Origin of the sequence: Mycobacterium sp. 852013-50091_SCH5140682 (assembly GCF_001665685.1) — a bacterium.
In the GTDB taxonomy this organism is placed as follows: Bacteria; Actinomycetota; Actinomycetes; order Mycobacteriales; family Mycobacteriaceae; genus Mycobacterium.
The window spans coordinates 88,364-107,631 of the sequence record NZ_LZTB01000018.1; the positions used below are offsets into that span (position 1 = coordinate 88,364).

22 protein-coding genes are annotated in these 19,268 nt (G+C 67.7%); 14 read left to right on the plus strand and 8 right to left on the minus strand.

Going from position 1 to position 19,268, the window contains the following annotated elements:
- The first annotated feature begins 33 nt into the window (after nt 1-33).
- From A5784_RS07245 to A5784_RS07255, 3 genes are all read left to right on the plus strand, one after another.
- Nucleotides 34-852 (plus strand): DUF5995 family protein, encoded by an 819-nt coding sequence (locus tag A5784_RS07245; protein WP_064943746.1) that lies wholly within the window; start codon nt 34-36, stop codon nt 850-852.
- Between the two features lie 85 nt (nt 853-937).
- Entirely contained in the window at nt 938-1,861 is a 924-nt protein-coding gene (locus A5784_RS07250) for a tyrosine recombinase XerC (RefSeq protein WP_064943747.1), read from the plus strand.
- Nucleotides 1,858-2,736, plus strand: a complete 879-nt coding sequence (locus A5784_RS07255) for an alpha/beta fold hydrolase (protein ID WP_064943749.1) — start codon at nt 1,858-1,860, stop codon at nt 2,734-2,736. Before A5784_RS07250 ends, A5784_RS07255 begins: the two co-directional genes overlap by 4 nt.
- On the opposite strand, the gene A5784_RS07260 is transcribed toward A5784_RS07255, so the two are convergent.
- From A5784_RS07260 to A5784_RS07270, 3 genes are all read right to left on the minus strand, one after another.
- Nucleotides 2,720-3,685, minus strand: a complete 966-nt coding sequence (locus A5784_RS07260; protein WP_064943751.1) for an LLM class F420-dependent oxidoreductase — start codon at nt 3,683-3,685, stop codon at nt 2,720-2,722. The two genes, A5784_RS07255 and A5784_RS07260, sit on opposite strands and share 17 nt — an antisense overlap.
- A 19-nt stretch (nt 3,686-3,704) precedes the next feature.
- On the minus strand, nt 3,705-4,136 hold the full coding sequence (locus A5784_RS07265; protein ID WP_064943753.1) for a hypothetical protein: 432 nt from the start codon (nt 4,134-4,136) through the stop codon (nt 3,705-3,707).
- 62 nt (nt 4,137-4,198) lie between these two features.
- Entirely contained in the window at nt 4,199-4,693 is a 495-nt protein-coding gene (locus A5784_RS07270; protein WP_064943756.1) for a M23 family metallopeptidase, read from the minus strand.
- A gap of 338 nt (nt 4,694-5,031) precedes the next feature.
- Between A5784_RS07270 and rpsB the strand changes: the two genes are divergently transcribed.
- The 6 genes from rpsB (at nt 5,032) to A5784_RS07300 (ending at nt 10,572) form a co-directional block, all read left to right on the plus strand.
- Nucleotides 5,032-5,865, plus strand: a complete 834-nt coding sequence (gene rpsB / locus A5784_RS07275; protein ID WP_064943758.1) for a 30S ribosomal protein S2 — start codon at nt 5,032-5,034, stop codon at nt 5,863-5,865.
- A gap of 28 nt (nt 5,866-5,893) precedes the next feature.
- Nucleotides 5,894-6,709 carry a translation elongation factor Ts gene (gene tsf / locus A5784_RS07280; RefSeq protein ID WP_064943760.1) on the plus strand — a complete coding sequence of 272 codons (816 nt, stop codon included), beginning with the start codon at nt 5,894-5,896 and terminating at the stop codon, nt 6,707-6,709.
- Nucleotides 6,710-6,759: 50 nt separating this feature from the next.
- Nucleotides 6,760-8,205 carry an amidase gene (locus A5784_RS07285; protein ID WP_064943762.1) on the plus strand — a complete coding sequence of 482 codons (1,446 nt, stop codon included), beginning with the start codon at nt 6,760-6,762 and terminating at the stop codon, nt 8,203-8,205.
- A 197-nt stretch (nt 8,206-8,402) separates the two neighbouring features.
- Entirely contained in the window at nt 8,403-8,927 is a 525-nt protein-coding gene (locus A5784_RS07290) for a hypothetical protein (RefSeq protein ID WP_064943904.1), read from the plus strand.
- On the plus strand, nt 8,927-10,090 hold the full coding sequence (locus A5784_RS07295; protein ID WP_064943764.1) for a glutathionylspermidine synthase family protein: 1,164 nt from the start codon (nt 8,927-8,929) through the stop codon (nt 10,088-10,090). The genes A5784_RS07290 and A5784_RS07295 overlap by 1 nt, the downstream gene beginning before the upstream one ends.
- A 20-nt stretch (nt 10,091-10,110) precedes the next feature.
- A complete protein-coding gene (locus A5784_RS07300; protein WP_051244169.1) occupies nt 10,111-10,572 on the plus strand; it encodes a DUF350 domain-containing protein in 462 nt (153 codons plus the stop codon).
- Nucleotides 10,573-10,660: 88 nt separating this feature from the next.
- Here the strand turns inward: A5784_RS07300 and A5784_RS07305 are convergent, their stop codons facing one another.
- Both A5784_RS07305 and A5784_RS07310 read right to left on the minus strand, forming a co-directional pair.
- Entirely contained in the window at nt 10,661-11,788 is a 1,128-nt protein-coding gene (locus tag A5784_RS07305; RefSeq protein WP_064943766.1) for a glycerate kinase, read from the minus strand.
- A gap of 19 nt (nt 11,789-11,807) precedes the next feature.
- On the minus strand, nt 11,808-12,236 hold the full coding sequence (locus tag A5784_RS07310; protein ID WP_036425908.1) for a MarR family winged helix-turn-helix transcriptional regulator: 429 nt from the start codon (nt 12,234-12,236) through the stop codon (nt 11,808-11,810).
- Between the two features lie 36 nt (nt 12,237-12,272).
- Between A5784_RS07310 and A5784_RS07315 the strand changes: the two genes are divergently transcribed.
- From A5784_RS07315 to A5784_RS07330, 4 genes are all read left to right on the plus strand, one after another.
- Nucleotides 12,273-12,962: a class I SAM-dependent methyltransferase gene (locus A5784_RS07315; protein ID WP_064943768.1), complete on the plus strand. Its 690-nt coding sequence runs from the start codon at nt 12,273-12,275 to the stop codon at nt 12,960-12,962.
- 159 nt (nt 12,963-13,121) lie between these two features.
- Entirely contained in the window at nt 13,122-13,871 is a 750-nt protein-coding gene (pyrH, locus tag A5784_RS07320) for a UMP kinase (RefSeq protein ID WP_029373296.1), read from the plus strand.
- Nucleotides 13,872-13,900: 29 nt separating this feature from the next.
- Nucleotides 13,901-14,458 (plus strand): ribosome recycling factor, encoded by a 558-nt coding sequence (gene frr / locus A5784_RS07325; RefSeq protein ID WP_064943770.1) that lies wholly within the window; start codon nt 13,901-13,903, stop codon nt 14,456-14,458.
- Nucleotides 14,458-15,348, plus strand: coding sequence for a phosphatidate cytidylyltransferase (locus A5784_RS07330; protein ID WP_064943772.1), 891 nt, complete (start codon nt 14,458-14,460; stop codon nt 15,346-15,348). Before frr ends, A5784_RS07330 begins: the two co-directional genes overlap by 1 nt.
- Here the strand turns inward: A5784_RS07330 and A5784_RS07335 are convergent.
- Entirely contained in the window at nt 15,307-16,248 is a 942-nt protein-coding gene (locus A5784_RS07335; RefSeq protein ID WP_197514657.1) for a DMT family transporter, read from the minus strand. The two genes, A5784_RS07330 and A5784_RS07335, sit on opposite strands and share 42 nt — an antisense overlap.
- A gap of 78 nt (nt 16,249-16,326) precedes the next feature.
- On the opposite strand from A5784_RS07335, the gene rlmN reads away from it, so the two are divergent.
- Entirely contained in the window at nt 16,327-17,424 is a 1,098-nt protein-coding gene (gene rlmN / locus A5784_RS07340) for a dual-specificity RNA methyltransferase RlmN (protein ID WP_064943774.1), read from the plus strand.
- 81 nt (nt 17,425-17,505) lie between these two features.
- Here rlmN and A5784_RS07345 read toward each other — a convergent pair whose 3' ends face one another.
- Together A5784_RS07345 and A5784_RS07350 are read right to left on the minus strand one after the other, a co-directional pair.
- Nucleotides 17,506-18,057 (minus strand): TetR/AcrR family transcriptional regulator, encoded by a 552-nt coding sequence (locus A5784_RS07345; protein ID WP_064943776.1) that lies wholly within the window; start codon nt 18,055-18,057, stop codon nt 17,506-17,508.
- 43 nt (nt 18,058-18,100) lie between these two features.
- Nucleotides 18,101-19,216, minus strand: coding sequence for a phosphotransferase (locus A5784_RS07350; protein WP_064943777.1), 1,116 nt, complete (start codon nt 19,214-19,216; stop codon nt 18,101-18,103).
- Between the last annotated feature and the right edge of the window lie 52 nt (nt 19,217-19,268).

Consider the following 19,268-nt stretch of genomic DNA (forward strand, 5'->3'; position numbering starts at 1 on the left):
GCCCGCGAGCGCCGGCGCGCCCACCATGATGTGATGCCATCGCTCGCGCCACTGCGACCCGCAACGACCCTCGATGAGGTCGTCGCCAACATCGACGCTGTGATCGGCTGGTCGATCGAAACGCCGAGCCGACTCGGCTACTTCGCCGCCTTGTACAAGCGGATCACCGTGGCCGTGAAGACGGCGGTGTCCGACGGGGTGTTCGAGGACGGTCCCCGGCTGGCGCGGCTGGACGTCGCGTTCGCCAACCGGTACTTCGATGCGCTGAACGGCTACTTCCACCCGGACAGGTATGCCAAGCCGACGCGGTCGTGGCGGGTGACCTTCGACGCGGCGGACCGGCCGGCGCCGATCATGTTGCAGCACATGCTTGCCGGTATCAACGCGCACATCGGCCTCGACCTCGGCATCGTGGCGCAAGCCGTCGATACGGCGACCCGCGACATGAAGACCGACTTCGATCGGATCAACGCGGTCCTGGCGAGCCAGGTCAGCGGCGTCGTCGCCGAAATCGACGAGCTGTCACCGGCATTGGCCGACGTCTACGCGGTGCTCATGAAGAACGAGATCTTTCTGATCGACCAGTCGGTCACGGCCTTCCGTGACGATGCCTGGCGATTCGCGACAGTGCTTGCGCTCGAACCGGGCTTCCTGCGGCCGGTCACGATCCGGTTCCGCGACATCGCCGTCGCCGGACAGGGTGCGCTCGTCTATGACCCGCCGGGCGTTATCGGGCTCATCCAGACGGCGATCGACGCGATCGCGGCGCGGGAGAGCCGCGACGTCGCCCGCAACATCCGCGTCCTCGACGAGATCGCCGCACATCCGGCACCCATGCCTGCTGTGCTCTGACGACTGACGGGAAAGCAACAGAGAACTGCCGCCACGCCGCGGCGCGTCGGGTGCGTGCGGTGTGGGTGTCTGTCACGGTAGGACCATGGACACCGGCGGGCAGGAGCGCAGCGACCCGGGGACAAGGCCGGTACTCGACGAGTTCGACGAGTACCTCGCGTTGCAGAGAGGCCGGTCCGAGCACACCCGCCGGGCCTATCGCGGTGACCTGCGGTCGTTGTTCGACTACACCGGTGGCGGGCTGGAGACGCTGACCCTGCCGACGCTGCGATCCTGGCTGGCTGCCCAGTCCGCGGCCGGGGCGGCGCGCACCACGCTGGCCCGCCGCACGTCGTCGGTCAAGACGTTCACCGCGTGGGCTTATCGACGCGGGCTGCTTGCCAGTGATCCGGCAGCGCGGCTGCAGACACCCAGATCGCGTCGCACCCTGCCGGCAGTGCTGCGTCAGGATCAAGCGCTCGACGCCATGGCCGCACTGAATTCCGGTGCACAGCAAGGGGACCCGCTTGCGTTGCGGGACCGGCTGATCGTCGAGATGCTCTACGCCACCGGCATCCGGGTCAGCGAGTTGTGCGGGTTGGACATCGACGACGTCGACCGCGAGCGACGCGTACTGCGGGTCCTCGGCAAGGGCAACAAGCAGCGCACGGTGCCGTTCGGCGAACCGGCCCAGCAGGCGTTGACCTCGTGGCTGTCGGACGGGAGGCCCGCGGTCGCCACAACAGAGTCCGGACCGGCGCTGCTGCTGGGCGCGCGGGGTGGACGCCTGGACCCGCGCCAGGCCCGCACCGTGGTGCACCAGACGGTGGCCGCGGTCGAGGGCGCGCCGGATATCGGCCCGCACGGGCTGCGGCACAGTGCAGCAACGCATCTGTTGGAGGGCGGCGCCGATCTGCGCGTCGTGCAGGAGCTGCTCGGCCACACGACGCTGGCCACCACGCAGCTCTATACCCACGTCACTGTGGCCAGGCTGCGTGCGGTGCACGATCAGGCCCACCCGAGGGCATGACCCGGTCGGTTGTAGACCTGCCCTGTGGACCGGTCTCCTATCTCACGTGGGCGCCGAATCGCCCGGCGCCCGCGGTCGTGTTGTTGCACGGCGGCGGGGTGGACAACGCGTCGTTGTCGTGGGGCGGGATCGGTCCGCGCCTCGCGCAGGCCGGCTATCGCGTCATCGCCCCGGACCATCCCGGCTACGGGCACAGCGCACCCGCGCGGCTACCGGTGACGCAGGAGCGGCTGGTCGCCTACGTGGGGGAGTTGGTCGACGCACTCGGTCTGCAGCAGTACACGATCGGTGGGCTGTCACTCGGCGGCGGCATGACCATCGGCCACGTGCTCGACCGGCCCGGTGGCGTCACGGCGGCGATGCTGCTCGGCAGCTACGGTTTCATGCCTCGGCTGTCGGACGGACCGTTGTCCGGGGTGCACCAAGCGGTCACCTGGGCGGCGCTGCGCACCGGCCTGCTGAGCGCCGCGACCACATGGGTGAGCGGCAGCCGTAGCGCGATGGCTCGCAGCATGCAGGCGTTGATCACAGACCCCAAGCAGCTCACCGACGAGCTGATGGACGAGATCATGGCGGCTGCGGGCCGAGCAGGCGGATTCGAAGCATTTGCACAGTGGCAGCGCGACCAGGTCAAGTGGAATCGGCTGCGCACGGATTACACGGGGCGGCTGGCGTCGCTGACGTGCCCGGTGCTGATCGTCCACGGCGATCGCGATTCGCGCGTGCCGGTCGCCCGGGCCCGCGCCGCCGCGGCCATGATCCCGAACGTGCGACTGAAAGTGATTGCGGGCGCTGGTCATTGGGTGCAGCGTGACCGACCCGATGCCGCGCTCGACGCGATGATCGAGTTCTTGGACGCTAACGCAACAGCTTGATCACCTCGGTCAGGTGCGCAAGCGCCGATTCGCGGCCCGGCCACGCGTCGAACACGGTCCAGTAGCTGATGCCGAAGCGGCGCTGCCGGTCAGTCAGCGTTTCGGCCATCTGCTCGTAGCTGCCGAGCAGAGCGAACGGGGATTCCAGCAGCAGCTCAGCCGGAGCGCCGAAGGGCGCGGCCAGCTCGGCTGCGGCCGCTGCTCGGTCCTCGGTGTGTACGACGAACTGCACCAGTGCGTTGAGTTCGATGGCGTCGAAGCGGTCACCCGCGGCGTCGCGCACGACGCCGATCCGGTCCAGCAGGCCGGCCGGGTCGAAATGGGTCAGGCGCACCTCGGTGGCGTCGTGGTTGTGACTGAACCCCGCCAGGCCGGCGATATCGGCTGCCCGGCCCGCCAGTTGCAGTACCCGCGTGCCGTTTCCGCCGATCAGCAGGGGAACGCGCACTCCCGGTGGCGCGACGAGTTCACCCGCGTCGGCACGCACGCAGTAGTGCGCGCCGTCGACGTCCACGGCTTCGCCCGCCAGCAGTGGACGGATCACCTCGACAGCCTCGATCAACCGATCCACGCGGGTGGCGCCGGGATCGAATTTCAGGCCTGCCGCGTCATATTCGGATTTCATGTGGCCGGCGCCCAGGCCCAGCTCGAACCGGCCGCCGGAAAGAGCTGCCAGGCTTGCGGTTTCCCGTGCGGTGTCGACCGGGTGGCGGAAGTCGTTGTTGAGCACCAGGGTGCCGGTGTGTAGCGACGAGGTCACCGCGCATGCCGTCGCGGCACCGACGAAGGGCGACATCGACGCAACCAGATGGTCGGGAATCGTCAGTACGTCGAACCCGGATTGTTCGACGGCGACGGCGAATTCGGTGAAATCACGGCTTCGGGGGAGCGCGGTGTGCAGGCCGAAACGCATCGGTCGGTCGCGGTGTGCCGCCGCTGGGGTGGTCATGGTGTCGAGGGTAGGGCCATCAGCGCAGCATGAGCACCAGATTCCACACCGCCAGCACGGTCAGAATCGCCAACTGCGGCCAGGGTTTCCACGGTTCGGCCTGGATCGCGTACGACATCTCCTTGAGCGGGGAGGTCGGCGGTGGCGCGGCCCGATCGGCGGGCACGGGAGTGTGGAAACGATGGAAATACAGCTGGATCAGGGTGGCCCCGATCCACAACCCGCCCAGGAAGCTGACTGCCTCGACACCGCGACACAGCAGCAGCACGCACAGCGCGACGACAAAGCCCAACAGCACCCAGTCCGACGTGGACGTCGCCGATGCCCGATCGCCGTAGCTCTTGTCCAGCGCCGCCCGGCGGGTGCGGTAGGGCAGTGCGAAAAACGTGAACTTGACGATGATGTGCACGCCGAGCAGGGCGATGACGACGGTCGTGATCGTGTTCAGCATGAGATCAGGGTGCGGCCGCTGTGCCCGGGTTGGGGAGTGTTGATACAGCCGCGGCGTGTCGTTCAGCTGGTCAGCGGTTTGAGCCGGATCGGGGTCTCGCCCAGCAGCCCCAGCGGATCGACGTAATCGGCGCGCGCGGCAGGCCCCCACATCGCACCCCAGTGCAGGCACGCGGCCACCGGGCAGCCGGGGTGACCCGCTACCAGCTCGCCGAGCAGCTGCCCCGCAGTGACCACTTGCCCGCGGCGCACCGTGGCCCGCACCGGTTCATAGCTGGTGTGCAGGCCGCCGGTATGTGCGATGGACACCAGGGGCCGCCCGGCGAGTATCCCCGCGAACACCACCGTGCCCGGGCCTGCGGCGTAGACCGGCTGTCCCGGCGTTCCGGCAAGGTCGACACCGCGGTGACCGCGGTTCCAGTTCGGCGACGGTGCGTCGAACTCACGGGTCACCGTGGGGCGTGGTGTCACCGGCCACTGCAGCCGGCCGCCTTCGGCGCGTGCGGTCACCGGCCAGGCGAGCGCGGTCACCACCAGCGCGGCCGCCAGCGTCTTCATCCGCTCAGTTCAGCGCGGCAGCTCGCCCGAGGGAAGCCCGCCGGCGCGGATCTGTGGATAACCTCGACCGGCAGTGAGCCCCGGCAGTGAGCCCTGGGCCGCCAAGCCCCTGGCTGCGCAGGGACAAAGCACCCCCGAGCAGCGTGTAAACTTCTACCCGCAGCTCGCCGAGCGGGCTGACTTCGCGTGTTCGCGCCACGACCGCCTCAGTGGGGTCGTAACCGGATGCCGGCGGTCCTGACCTGGGATTCCAGGGCGGGTCCGGCAACCAGCGGACACCAGGGCCTGGCATCACCGATACCGGGCGAACAACCGACACATACACAGGAGGCAACGGCATGGCCGTCGTCACAATGAAGCAGCTGCTTGACAGCGGCGCGCACTTCGGGCACCAGACCCGTCGCTGGAACCCCAAGATGAAGCGGTTCATCTTCACCGACCGCAACGGCATCTACATCATCGACCTGCAGCAGACGCTGACCTACATCGACAAGGCGTACGAGTTCGTCAAGGAAACCGTCGCTCACGGTGGCAGCGTGCTCTTCGTCGGCACCAAGAAGCAGGCGCAGGAGTCCATCGCCGATGAGGCCACCCGCGTCGGCATGCCGTACGTGAACCAGCGCTGGCTGGGCGGCATGCTCACCAACTTCTCCACCGTGCACAAGCGTCTCCAGCGCCTCAAGGAGCTCGAGGCCATGGAGCAGACCGGTGGCTTCGAGGGTCGCACCAAGAAGGAAATCCTCATGCTCACGCGTGAGAAGAACAAGCTTGAGCGCAGCCTCGGCGGTATCCGGGACATGCAGAAGGTGCCGTCGGCGATCTGGGTCGTCGACACCAACAAGGAGCACCTGGCGGTCAACGAGGCCATCAAGCTGGGCATCCCGGTCATCGCGATCCTCGACACCAACTGCGACCCCGACCAGGTCAACTACCCGATCCCGGGCAACGACGACGCGATCCGCTCGGCAGGTCTGCTGACCAAGGTGATCGCCTCCGCGGTTGCCGAAGGCCTGCAGGCCCGCGCCGGCCAGGGTGGCGCCAAGCAGGACGCCGAAGGCGCCGAGCCGCTCGCCGAGTGGGAGCAGGAACTGCTCGCCGGGGCGACCGCAGCCCCCGCCGAGGGCGGTGCCGAAGGTGCTCCCGCATCTGAATCATCCACTGACGCTTCTTGATTTCTTCGGTCCAGGGAGGACTGCTTACATGGCTAATTACACCGCTGCCGACGTCAAGCGGCTTCGGGAGCTGACCGGTGCCGGCATGCTCGACTCCAAGAACGCGCTGGTCGAGGCCGAGGGCGATTTCGACAAGGCTGTCGAACTGCTGCGCATCAAGGGGGCCAAGGACGTCGGCAAGCGCGCTGAGCGCGCCACCGCCGAGGGCCTGGTCGCCGCCAAGGACGGCGCCCTGATCGAGCTCAACTCCGAGACCGACTTCGTCGCCAAGAACGCCGAGTTCCAGGCGCTGGCCGATCTCGTCGTCGCGGCCGCTGCCGCGTCGAAGGCCACCGACGTCGAGTCGCTCAAGGCCGCCCCCGCCGGTGACACCACCGTCGAGCAGGCCATCGCGGACCTGTCGGCCAAGATCGGCGAGAAGCTCGAACTGCGCCGCGTCGCCTACTTCGACGGCACCGTCGAGCCCTACCTGCACAAGCGTGCGGCGGACCTGCCGCCCGCCGTGGGTGTGCTCGTCGAGTTCACAGGTGATGACAAAGACGCCGCTCACGCGGTCGCGCTGCAGATCGCCGCACTGAAGGCCAAGTACCTCACCCGTGAGGACGTGCCGGAGGATCTGGTGGCCAACGAGCGTCGCATCGCCGAGGAGACCGCCCGCAACGAGGGCAAGCCCGAGCAGGCGCTGCCCAAGATCGTCGAGGGTCGCGTCACGGGCTTCTACAAGGACGTCGTGCTGTTGGATCAGCCGTCGGTGTCCGACAACAAGAAGACCGTCAAGGCTCTGCTCGACGAGGCCGGTGTGACCGTGACCCGGTTCGCCCGCTTCGAGGTCGGCCAGGCCTAGCAACGTAGTCGCTCTCATGGGCCGGCGGTACCACTTGGTACCGTCGGCCCATGAGTCGTTTCAGCGCCTTTGGCGACGATGCCCTCGGTGAGCACGACGCGGTCGGCCTCGTCGAAGAATTGCGGGCAGGCCGGGTCTCGCCGGCTGAACTCGTCGAGGCTGCCATCGCCTGCACCGAGGCCGCCAATCCCAAGCTGAACGGGTTGGCGTTCGAAGCGTTCGACCGCGCCCGCACCCGGGTGGCCGCTCCCAGTCGCTACGGCGGCTACTTCGACGGCGTGCCGAGCTTCATCAAGGACAACGTCGCCGTCGAGGGCATGCCCACCATGCAGGGCACCGACGCGTGGGAGCCGCGACCGCAGCGCGCCAACGGTGATTTTGCCCGTGCCTACCTCGCGACAGGCCTTGTGCCCCTGGGCAAGACGCAGTTGTCCGAGTTCGGCTTCAGCGCGTCGGCCGAGCATCCGCGGCTCGGGCCGGTACGCAACCCGTGGAATACCGACTACACCGCCGGTGCGTCGTCATCGGGCTCGGCGGCCTTCGTCGCGGCCGGGGTGGTACCCATCGCGCATGCCAACGACGGCGGCGGCTCGATCCGGATCCCGGCCGCCTGCAACGGTTTGGTGGGGCTCAAGCCGTCCCGCGGCCGGCTGCCCCAAGACGCCGAATTCCGCCGCATGCCGCTGCGGATCGTCTCCGATGGCGTCGAAACCCGCTCAGTGCGCGACACCGCGGCGTTCTACCGGGAGATGGAGCGGGTGTACCGCAACCCCAAGCTGCCGCCGATCGGAGATGTCAGCCGTCCCGGCAAGCAACGGCTCCGCGTCGCGGTCTGCACGCAATCCGTCGCCCGCGACGCCAGCCCGGAAATGTGCGAGCACACCCACAAGACCGCGGCGCTGCTCGAAGAACTCGGCCACCGGGTCACGCCCATCGGCAATCCCGTGCCTGCCCAGTTCAAGGACGACTTCCTGCTGTACTGGGCGTTTTTGGCATACGCCTTGGTGCGCGGCGGTAAGCGGAGTTTCGGACCGAGCTTCGACCGCGACCGGCTGGACAACCTGACCCTCGGACTCGAACACCTCGCCGGTACCCATCTCTACAAGCTGCCGCTGGCCATCACCCGGCTGGTGCGCTCCCGCCGGATCACCGAGCGGCTGTCGAACAGCTACGACGTGGTGCTCATGCCGACGCTGGCCGAGACCACGCTGCCGATCGGCCACCTCGACCCGACGGCCGACTATCAACAGATCATCGACCGGCTCATCGACTGGGTGGCTTTCACGCCCTTGCAGAATGCCACCGGCGACCCGGCCATCTCCCTGCCCTTGGCCCAGACCGCGGACGGGCTGCCGGTCGGCATGATGTTCACGGCCACCATCGGCCGCGAAGCGCGCCTGCTTGAGCTGGCCTACGAACTCGAAGAAGCCCAGCCGTGGCGGCGCATCCAAGACCCGGCTGCGCGGCGCCGCAGAGGCGCCCGAAAAGCGCCGTAGCCAGCCGCCAATTGCTGCCTGTGAATTAGCCAAGGCGCAGTTATGATGACCGGCGAGTGTCGCCGAAACGGGGGATGTGCATGGGGTCGGGTCCGGATAACGAGCCGGGTGAGCAGTTTCAACCGGGCGAGGACTATCAGCCGGGCCGCGTCGTCCAACCGGGCGAAGAGTACCGGCCCGCCCCTGCGCAGGGTTCGATCCGCTGGCAGGAGCCCGGTGTCACCAAACCCCGGCCCCCGACCGTCGCCGAGGCCCGTCAGCGTGACAAGGCGCGCAAGGCCCGCGAGGCCGCCGAGCAGTGGGCCGCGCTGCAAGAGGAGAAACGCGAGCAGCGCAAGGCCACCGGGCGCAAGGTCCTGATCGGTTCGGTGGCGGTGGTCGGTGTCGTCGGCGCCGTCGCGCTCGGGTACCACCTGCTGCACCAGGACGACGAGGTCGCCGCCTCGTGCGTCAAGGACGGCACCAACGAAGTGGTGCCCGACGAGTACTGCAGCCGTGGGTATGCCGGCGGGCACAGCACCTTCATCTACGCCGGGTCGCCGTACCGCTACTACTACGGCGGTTCCAGCGGCGGCATCGGCACCATCGCCCGCGGTGGCACCATCGAGATCCCCAAGGGCACAACGGCGAAGACCAAGTCCGGGACATCGATCACGAAGTCCGGATCGTCGGTGAGCCGCGGCGGGTTCGGTTCCAAGAGCGGCGGAAGTTCAGGTAGCTGATGCGCAGAGAAAGGCATGCCCCGCGGCCGGGCTGGGAAGGCATTGTCGCTGCTCAGGGAATGTGTTTCGGCACCCCGGCGCGCGACGGGTCCGGCGCTGCCCGCCCGTACTGGGACGAGTCGGTGCACTACGTGTTCGACATGGACGAGGTGCTGTCGCTGGAGGCCAGTGTCGAGGTGCTTCACTCGATGTGCCTGCAGGCCGTCGAGCAGGTGGTGCTGATGGAGCGCTACCGCGACTTCGGGTTGCCGGAATGGAGCTGGGAGCACGTCGAAAAGTCTTGGCGCCGAAGCGATCCGCACTTGTATGGACGCTTCGACCTGCGCTACGACGGGCGTCGGCCTCCGGTTCTGTTGGAGTACAACGCCGATACGCCGACCACGCTGCTGGAGGCGTCGATTCTGCAGTGGTACTGGAAGACCGACGTGTTTCCGGCCGACGATCAGTGGAACTCGCTGCACGAGAAGCTGGTTGAGCGGTGGGGCAAGATCCGGGACGTGTTGCCCGGCAGCGAGACCCACTTCACCTGGTCCTCGGCGGACGCGTCGGGAGAGGACAACGTCACGTTGGCCTATATCCAGGAGTGCGCTGCCGAGGCGGGCATGAACACCGTCGGCCTGGCGATCGAGGAGATCGGCTACGACGAGGATCTGCACCGGTTCGTCGACCTCGAGGAAGCCCCGATGTCGTCGATCTTCAAGCTGTACCCGTGGGAATGGCTGCTAGACGACGATTTCGGGCAGAAGGCGGTCGACCTGCTGCCTGCCACGATGTGGGTGGAGCCGCTGTGGAAGACGTTGCTGAGCAACAAGGCGATCTTGGCGGTGCTGTGGGAGATGTTCCCCGGCCACCCGAACCTGTTGCCCGCCTACATCGATGACCCGCATGAGCTGACCGAGTACGTGCGCAAACCCAAGCTCGGCAGGGAGGGCGCCAACATCAACATCGTGGGTGCCGGCTACGAAACCGAGACCGGCGGCGTGTACGGCGAAGAGGGCTACGTCTACCAATTGCTGGACCCGCTGCCGCAGTTCGACGACATGCGCCCCGCGCTGGGCGCCTGGATCGTCGGCGACGAGTCCGCCGGGCTCGGTATCCGCGAGACCTCTGGGCTGGTCACCGACGACGGCGCCGCCTTTGTGCCACACCGAATTCCGCAGTGACTCCGGAAGGAAAACCCTTAATGACCCCTGATGTGTCCGTCGTCGCGCTCAGCCGCGACTACTGGTCGGTCGTCGGCCACGGCGCGGCCGCGATCGTGCTCTACACCATCGTGGGGATTGCGCTCATGGTGCTCGGCTTCTTCGTGATCGACTGGACCACACCGGGTCCGCTGCGCGCTCTGGTGCAGGCCGGTCGCCCCAACGCGGCGGCGATAACCGCATCCGGGGTCATCTCGATGGCGCTCATCGTCGTGCTGGCGATCTACAGCTCATCGGGTGATCTCATCCAGGGCCTCATCACCACGCTCGTGTTCGGTCTGCTGGGCATTGCCGCACAAGCGGTTTCGGTGCGGCTCATCGAGTTCGCCAAGGGCGTCGACATCGGCCGCGTGCTCGCCGAAGAGAAGTTCACCCCCGAGGTGCTGGTGGTAACGGCCTCCTACCTGGCGTTCGGTTTGATCGTCGCTGCCGCGATCCTCTAGTCCTCCTCGCGAGCAGTCGCAGAATCGCGTGTTTTGGAGCGTTTGCGTGCGATTCTGTGTCTGCTCGCGAGGGGAAATGCGAGGGAGCTCAGCCCGCGATATCCCGGCACACGGCGGCCGTTGCGCGGGTGAGTGATTGCGGGCCCTCCCGCAGCGCCTGTTCGATCGGCGTTGCGGCAGCGGTGATTCCGACGAGACGGTCCACACCGTTGGCGAGCAGCACGTCGGCGTCGGGCGCCACCCGTCCCGCGAAGATCACCACCTTGGCGCCGGCTCGGACCGCGGCGCGTGCCACCCCGAACGGTGTCTTGCCCAGCATGGTCTGGGCATCGACGCTGCCTTCGCCGGTGAACACCCAGTCGGCGCCGGCCAGGGCCTGATCCAGCCGCACGGTCTCGGCGATCATCTCGACGCCCGGACGGCATTCGGCGCCGAGAAAATCCATCAGGCCGAAGCCCAGCCCACCGGCCGCACCGGCACCGGGCCGCTCGGGATGGGCCTGGCCCAGCGTCGACTCGGTCACCGCGACCAGGCGGCTCAACCCGCGCTCCAGCACCTCGACATCGGCTGCGGTGGCGCCCTTCTGCGGCCCGAAAACCGCGCTGGCACCGCCAGGACCGAGTAGGGGAGCGGTGACATCGGAGGCGATCCTGATCCGGACCTCGGCCAGTCGGGGGTCAAGGCCGGCCAGCTCGATGCGCTGCAGCCGGGCCAGTGCGGCGCCGCCGGGTGGCAGGGGCGTGTCGTCCGGGTCGTAGAACACCGCTCCCAGCGCTGAGAGCATCCCGGTACCGCCGTCGTTGGTCGCCGAGCCGCCGAGCCCGATCAGCAGGTCGGTGGCGCCGTGGTCGAGTGCCGAGGCGATGAGCTGCCCGACACCGAAGGTGCCTGCGCGCAGGACGTCGCGATCGGCCGGTGCGATGAGTTCCAGTCCCGACGCGGTGGCCATCTCCACCACCGCGAGGCCTCGGTCGGCGATGAAGCCGTAGTGCGCCCGCACCGGGCGGCCCAGCGCGTCGCTGACCTCGACTTTGATGCGCTCACCGCCGAGGGCGTCGACAACGGCGTCGGCGGTGCCCTCGCCGCCGTCGGCCATCGGGACTCCGACGCATTCGGCGTCCGGCCATACCGAGAGCACACCGTCGCGCATCGCGGCGACGGCCTGCGACGCGGTCATTGACTCCTTGAAGGAGTCCGGGGCGAGGACGATTTTCATTGCGTGAGGATAGTCAGCCTCAGTCGACCGCGCGCGCCAGCAGATGCTTGAGCTCATGCAGTTCGTCGGCGCTGAGATTGGCCAGCGCTGCCACGTCGGCGGCGTGGACGACGGCCTCGGCCTGCTTGAGCAGTGCGGCGCCGTCGGGCGTCAGCTCGGCGGGCAGGGCGCGCCCGGAGGCCACGCTGGCAGGCCGCCGCACCACGCCGCGTTCCTGAAGCCCGCGCAGCACGTTGTTCATGGCCTGTGGCGAGACGTTGATGTGCCGGGCGAGCTCGGCGTTGGACTGTCCGGGGGCGGTGGAGAGCACCCGTAGGCAGACGAATTCGGGCAGGGTCAGTCCCAGGGGCTGCAGCCGCGCGGCCACGATCGGCTGCAGCACCGCGGTCACGCGGTAGATCAGGAAACCGAGCGGCTGGTCGGCGAGGATGTCACCCATGTCAATCATATTGACACATATCAACCACGTTGATATACCGGACCTATGACCTCATCACAAGAAGCACACGAAGTATTCGAATCCGCCTATCGCGGCGAGGCCCCCGAGTTCGCGGGCGTCCGCCCGCCGTGGAGCATCGGTGAGCCGCAGCCGGAGATCGCGGCACTGATCGCCGAGGGCAAGTTCCACGGCGACGTGCTCGACGCCGGGTGCGGCGAGGCGGCCACCGCGCTGTACCTCGCCGAGCAGGGCTTCACCACGGTGGGCCTCGACCAGTCGCCGACTGCGATCGAACTGGCCCGCGCCGAAGCCGCCAAGCGCGGCCTGACCAACGCGACGTTCGAGGTCGCCGACATCAGCGCATTCACCGGCTACGACGGCCGCTTCGGGACCATCGTCGACAGCACGCTGTTCCACTCGATGCCCGTCGAGCTCCGCGAGGGCTACCAGCAGTCGATCGTGCGGGCCGCCGCGCCTGGCGCGTCGTACTTCGTGCTGGTGTTCGACAAGGCGACCATGGGTGACACCGGCCCGGCGAATCCCGTCACCGAGGACGAGCTGCGCGAGATCGTCGGCAAATACTGGGTGATCGACGACGTCCGCCCGGCCCGCATCCACGCCAACGTGCCCGCCGCATTCGCCGGCTTCGCCGATTTCGCAGGCACCGACATCCGGGACGAAGGCGGCGACCGTAAGTCCGTAGCGGCCTGGCTGCTGCAGGCGCACCTGGGGTGACACCGGCCGGCCGGCGACACACCCGGACATCTCCCCGTCGCTCCGCTCGCCCCGGATCTGACCCGGACTTCGCTCGCAGCCCTCGATAAGGCAGGATGGGTTTGCCGTCCTGGGGTATCCCCGGATGGCTCTCTAATGCGAGGAGTGCCGAGGAAACCGATGGCGGATCCGAATGTCGCCGGCCAGGCCGCAGCACCTATTCGCCCCCTCTATACGCGGGTTCTGCTGAAGCTCGGCGGTGAGATGTTCGGCGGGGGCCAGGTCGGCCTCGACCCCGACGTCGTGCACCAGGTGGCCCGCCAGATCGCCGAGATCGTTCGTGCCGGCGCCCAGGTCGCCGTCGTTATCGGCGGGGGCAACTTCTTCCGTGGCGCCCAGCTGCAACAGCGCGGCATGGAGCGCACCCGTTCGGACTACATGGGCATGCTCGGCACCGTGATGAACAGCCTTGCCCTGCAGGACTTCCTGGAGAAGGAAGGCATCGACACCCGCGTGCAGACGGCCATCACCATGGGCCAGGTCGCCGAACCCTACATCCCGCTGCGCGCCGTGCGGCACCTGGAGAAGGGCCGCGTGGTCATCTTCGGCGCCGGCATGGGCCTGCCGTACTTCTCGACCGACACGACGGCCGCCCAGCGCGCGCTGGAGATCGGGGCCGAGGTGGTGCTGATGGCCAAGGCGGTCGACGGCGTCTACACCGACGACCCGCGCACCAACCCGGACGCCGAGCTGATCACCGCCATCAGCCACCGTGAGGTCATCGACCGTGGGCTCAAAGTGGCCGATGCGACAGCATTCAGCCTATGCATGGACAACCGCATGCCGATTCTCGTGTTCAACCTCCTCACCGACGGCAATATCGCTCGTGCGGTGGCGGGTGAGAAGATCGGAACACTGGTCACCACCTGACAGGTGCGACAGCGACGGGAGAACCCAAAGTGATCGACGAGACTCTCTTCGACGCCGAAGAGAAGATGGAAAAGGCCGTGACGGTCGCGCGCGACGATCTCGCGTCGATCCGTACCGGGCGCGCCAACCCTGGCATGTTCTCCCGGATCAACATCGACTACTACGGCTCGATGACACCGATCACCCAGCTGTCGAGCATCAACGTGCCCGAGGCGCGACTGGTGGTCATCAAGCCGTATGAGGCTTCGCAGCTCAAGCCCATCGAGGACGCGATCCGCAACTCCGACCTGGGCGTCAACCCCAGCAACGACGGCAGCGTCATCCGCATCTCGATTCCGCAGCTGACCGAGGAGCGCCGTCGCGACCTGGTGAAACAGGCCAAGAGCAAGGGCGAGGATGCCAAGGTGTCGGTGCGCAACATCCGCCGTAAGGCGATGGAAGAGCTCAGCCGCATCAAGAAGGACGGCGAGGCAGGCGAGGACGAGGTCGGACGCGCCGAGAAGGACCTCGACAAGTCCACCCACACCTACACCGCCCAGATCGACGAACTGGTCAAGCACAAAGAAGGCGAACTGCTGGAGGTCTAGTGACCGATCAGCAGGCGGGTTCCGTGGCAAACACACCGGCTCCAGAGCCGACGAACGAGGCCGTGAAGAAGACGGGGCGTGCCGGGCGTAACTTGCCGGCAGCGATCGCCGTCGGCGTCGGCCTCGGCGGTTCCGTCATCGCCATACTGCTGTTCGCCCCCAAGGTCTGGGTCGGCGTCGTGGCCGCGGCGATGGCGGTGGCCACCCACGAGGTGGTCCGGCGACTGCGGGAGGGCGGCTACTCGGTCCCCGTCGTGCCGCTGCTCATCGGCGGGCAAGCCATCGTCTGGCTGACCTGGCCGTTCGGCGCGGCCGGCGCGCTGGGCGGATTCGGCGGCACGGTGGTGCTGTGCCTCATCTGGCGGCTGCTGTCCGGCGGCCTGTCCGCAGCACCGGCCAACTACACGCGCGACGTCTCGGTGACCATCTTCCTGGCCGCCTGGATGCCGCTGTTCGGCGCGTTCGGCGTGCTGCTGATCTACCCGCCCGACGGCGCGGGCCGAGTCTTCTGCCTGATGCTGGGTGTGGTGGCCTCCGATGTCGGCGGCTACACCGCTGGAGTGCTGTTCGGTAAGCACCCGATGGTGCCTGCGATCAGCCCGAAGAAGTCCTGGGAAGGGCTCGCCGGCTCGCTTGTGCTCGGCATCGTCGTCTCGGTGCTGGCCGTGCGGTTCCTGCTGGACAAACCCGCCTGGGTGGGTGTGCCGCTCGGCATCATGCTGGTCATCACCGGCACCCTCGGCGATTTGGTGGAATCCCAGGTCAAACGCGACCTCGGCATCAAGGACATGGGCACCCTGCTGCCCGGCCACGGCGGCTTGATGGACCGCATCGACTCGGTGCTGCCCTCAGCCGTCGCCACCTGGATCGTGCTGACGCTGCTCGCCTGAATCCCCGGTCGCTGCGCTCCTGCCCGCCGAACCTGACACGTTCAGCCAACACGCGACCGCTCCGACCGCCAGGCCCGCCACGATCCCGACATCGGGACGTTGCCCGAGCATCACCCAGGACAGCAGTCCCGCGACCGCGGGGATCACGCTGAACAGCATCGCCACCGCGGCCGCGCCGTGGTCGTTGACGGCCCGCACGTAGATCGTCATCCCCAGCAGCGCGTTCGAGACCACCACCGCGGCCACCGCCCCCGCGGCTTTCCACGGATCGGTCACGGTGAACGGCAGCGTCGCCGCGAGCAATGCCACCGGCACCACGCACACCACGTTCTGCAGCGCCGCGGTGGCCCGAAAGTCCACGCCCGAGCAGAACCGTTGCTGATACACACCGCCTGCGGCCACCGACAGCAGTGACACGAGCAGCAGAAGCACGACCGGGTCGACGCCGCCGACCATCACCAGTCGGCCGGCACACGCGAGCAGCACCGCCAGCACACCCAGCGTGAGCGCTCCCACGCGCCGCCACGTCAGTCCTTCACCCAGGAACGCCGCCGCCAGCAGTGCCGTGACGACCGGATTCATCGAGATGATCACCGCGCCCAGCACCGCGGGGGCCCCGTGCAGCAGCGCCAGATACAAGCAGCCGAACAACACGCCCTGCGCCAGCAAGCCGCTGATCAGGACATGCACGAGCGTGCGTCCTGTGGGCCAGCTCACCCGTGCCGCCACCGCCCAACCGCTCAGGATCGCGCCGGCCACGCCGAACCGGAACACCAGCACCGCCATCGGCGACATGGCCGAAACCGCAAGTGCCCCAATCGGATAGCCCAGCGCGTAGAAGAACGTGAGGGTGGACGCGGTCCGCAACGGCATGGGGTTGGTCGCGCTCGCTGTGGCCATACCGCCATGGTGCTGACGCACTGCGGTGCTCGTCCAATCAATTTCAGCCACGTTGGGATGAGATACTGACAAAGAATCATGACCGGATCCCTGCCCCTTGTCTTCGACCCGCCGCGACGCGCCATGCCGCCGCGGCATCTCGCCGACCTCGACGAGGAGGGCCGCGCCGCCGCCGTCGCCGAGCTGGGGCTGCCGAAATTCCGGGCAAAACAGCTGGCCAACCAGTATTACGGGCGGCTCATCGCCGACCCGCAGAAGATGACCGACCTGCCTGCCGCCGTGCGCGATCAGGTCGCCGAGGCGTTGTTCCCGACCCTCATCGACCCGGTGAAGCAGATCCAGTGCGATGCCGGCGAGACGCGTAAGACGCTGTGGCGCGCGGGCGACGGGACGACGTTCGAGTCGGTGCTGATGCGGTATCCGCAGCGCAACACCGTGTGCATCTCGTCACAGGCGGGTTGCGGCATGGCTTGCCCGTTCTGCGCGACGGGGCAGGGTGGCCTCAAGCGCAACCTGTCGACCGCCGAGATCCTCGAACAGGTGCGTGCCGCGTCGTCGGCCATGCGTGAGGAGCATGACGGCCGGCTGTCGAACATCGTCTTCATGGGCATGGGCGAGCCGCTGGCCAACTACAACAGGGTGCTGGCCGCGGTTCGCCGCATCATCGCCCCGCCGCCGAACGGTTTCGGGATCAGTGCGCGGTCGGTGACCGTGTCGACGGTGGGACTGGCGCCTGCCATTCGCAAGCTGGCCGACGAGCGCCTCGGCGTCACGCTCGCGCTGTCCCTGCACACCCCGGACGACGAACTGCGCGACACCCTGGTACCGGTGAACAACCGCTGGAAGGTCGACGAAGTCCTCGACGCCGCACGCTATTACGCCGATGTCACCGGCCGCCGGGTGTCCGTCGAGTACGCGCTGATCCGCGATATCAACGACCAGCCTTGGCGCGCAGACCTTTTGGGCAAGAAGCTGCACAGCAAGCTGGGTCCGCTGGTGCATGTGAACCTCATCCCGCTCAATCCGACACCGGGCAGCAAGTGGGACGCCAGTCCCAAACCGGTCGAGCGGGAGTTCGTCAAACGTGTTCAGGCCAAGGGCGTCTCGTGCACGGTGCGCGATACCCGCGGCCGGGAGATCGCGGCCGCCTGCGGGCAGTTGGCGGCCGAAGGCTGACCCATCCCCGCCGAGACTACGGTTTATCGTGCGATTTCGGCGTTTTTGCGCCACAAACCGTAGTGTCGGCGTTGAGGCGGGCTAGGTCCCGTCGGCCTGTTTGATCCCGACAGCGTGCCGCAACTGCGCGAGGAACTGATCGCCGTCGTCACTGCGCACGATGTAGTGCGAGACCGCCACCCGGATCGCCGTCGCGGCCTTCACCGCGGCGTTCGGGCCGGACAGTAGCCGCTGCAGGCGTGACCGCATCACCGGGATGATGTGCGCGAGCTGCGCGATGACCACCTCGGGTTCGATGTCCACCAGTCGCACCCCCGAATAGGACTGCTGGTAGGAGACGATGAATCGCAAAGCGGCATCCAGCTTTTCGGTTCCGCGCAGCCCGGCCGTCGCACGACCGATGCCGGAGTCGAACATCTCACGCTCGAATTGGCCGAAGGCCTCCAGCAATTCCTGTTTGTCGGCAAACCACCGGTAGAGCGTCGGACGGGAAACCCCGGCCTGCAGAGCTACCTCGGACAGGCTCAGCTTGGTCTGGCCGCTGCGGGCGAGCACCTCGGCGGTCGCCACCAGGATCCGGTGACGCGTCGATGTGTCCTCGACGTCCCGCTGAGCGGGTACTGGTTCATTCACTTCCAAGCCTCGGTCGACGATGGTTTCCCAAATGGTAGGGCCATCACAGCAATTTCTTGAGTAATGCCACAGTATCCAGATCAGCAAGCGCCGCCACCGCACGCCGCGTGCCCTCCAGCGCAATGTCCTCGGTCTGCATCCCGCCCACGCCCGCGGTGATCACCGCCGCGGTGTAGGCGTAGAGCGCACCCATCCGGTAGCGCTCCCACAGCTCGTCGGCGTCCAGTGCGGGCCCGCCCGCCGCAGCCAGGGCATGGCGGTACCGGTCGAGCAGATCGCGTTCGGCGGCCTGCCGCTCGCCGGTGGCCATGCTGGTGATGAGGGTGTAGGCGAGTTCGCGCCCCGGATGACCGCGACGCACCGCCTGCCAGTCCAGCAGGCCCGCCGCGCCGTCGCGAAAATAGACGTTGCCCGGGTGCGCATCGCCGTGGGTGACGGTGTGCGGTGGCCGGTCGAGCAGCCGGGCCGCCGCGCGGTAGTGCTCGTCGACGAATCGGCCTTGTGCCACGCCGATGTCGGTGCGTTCGGCGAGCTTGCGGCTGGAGAGCTTGAGCAGCGGGCCGGTCAGCAGAGACGTGTGGTCGCCGGAGGCCGAGTAGGCCCACGTGGGCAACCGGCCCCAGAACGTCGCGTGCAAGCGGGCCAGCAGTTCCACGACCAACCCGGCCTGCTGCTCGTCGAGCGGATGCAAGGTGTCGGGGAACTCGCACGGCCCTGCGGCGAGATCCTCGAGAACCAGGACGAATCGGCCGGTCAGCGGGTCGAATCCGGACGCGTGGCACCGCGGGACCCCGGTCAGGCCTGCAGACAATTGGTCGTAGAACCGCACCTCGGTGTGCGCGAGCCTGCCGAGCTCACCCATCAGCCGGGTCGCCGCGGTCTCGGCAGGCATCTTGACGAACACCGACTCGGGAACGTCGTCGCCGGTGAGGGCCAGGCGTGCACGTGACGAGGTGCCGGCATCGCCGCCGAGTACCGAAACGGTGGTGACGGTACGGCCGAGCAGGCGTGACAAGTACGCCGCGTCGAGGTCGGCGATCCGGCGGGGCAGCGCGCGGACGTGCCCGATGGTGCCGTCGGTGGCGATACGTTGCACCCCGTGCCCGAGATGGGTCGCCAGGCCGACGGCGGGGGCGAGGCGACGGACCTGGGTGAGCATTCGCCAAGTTTACAAATAATGGATCTATTGTAAATAGCTTTCGAAAAGCTCG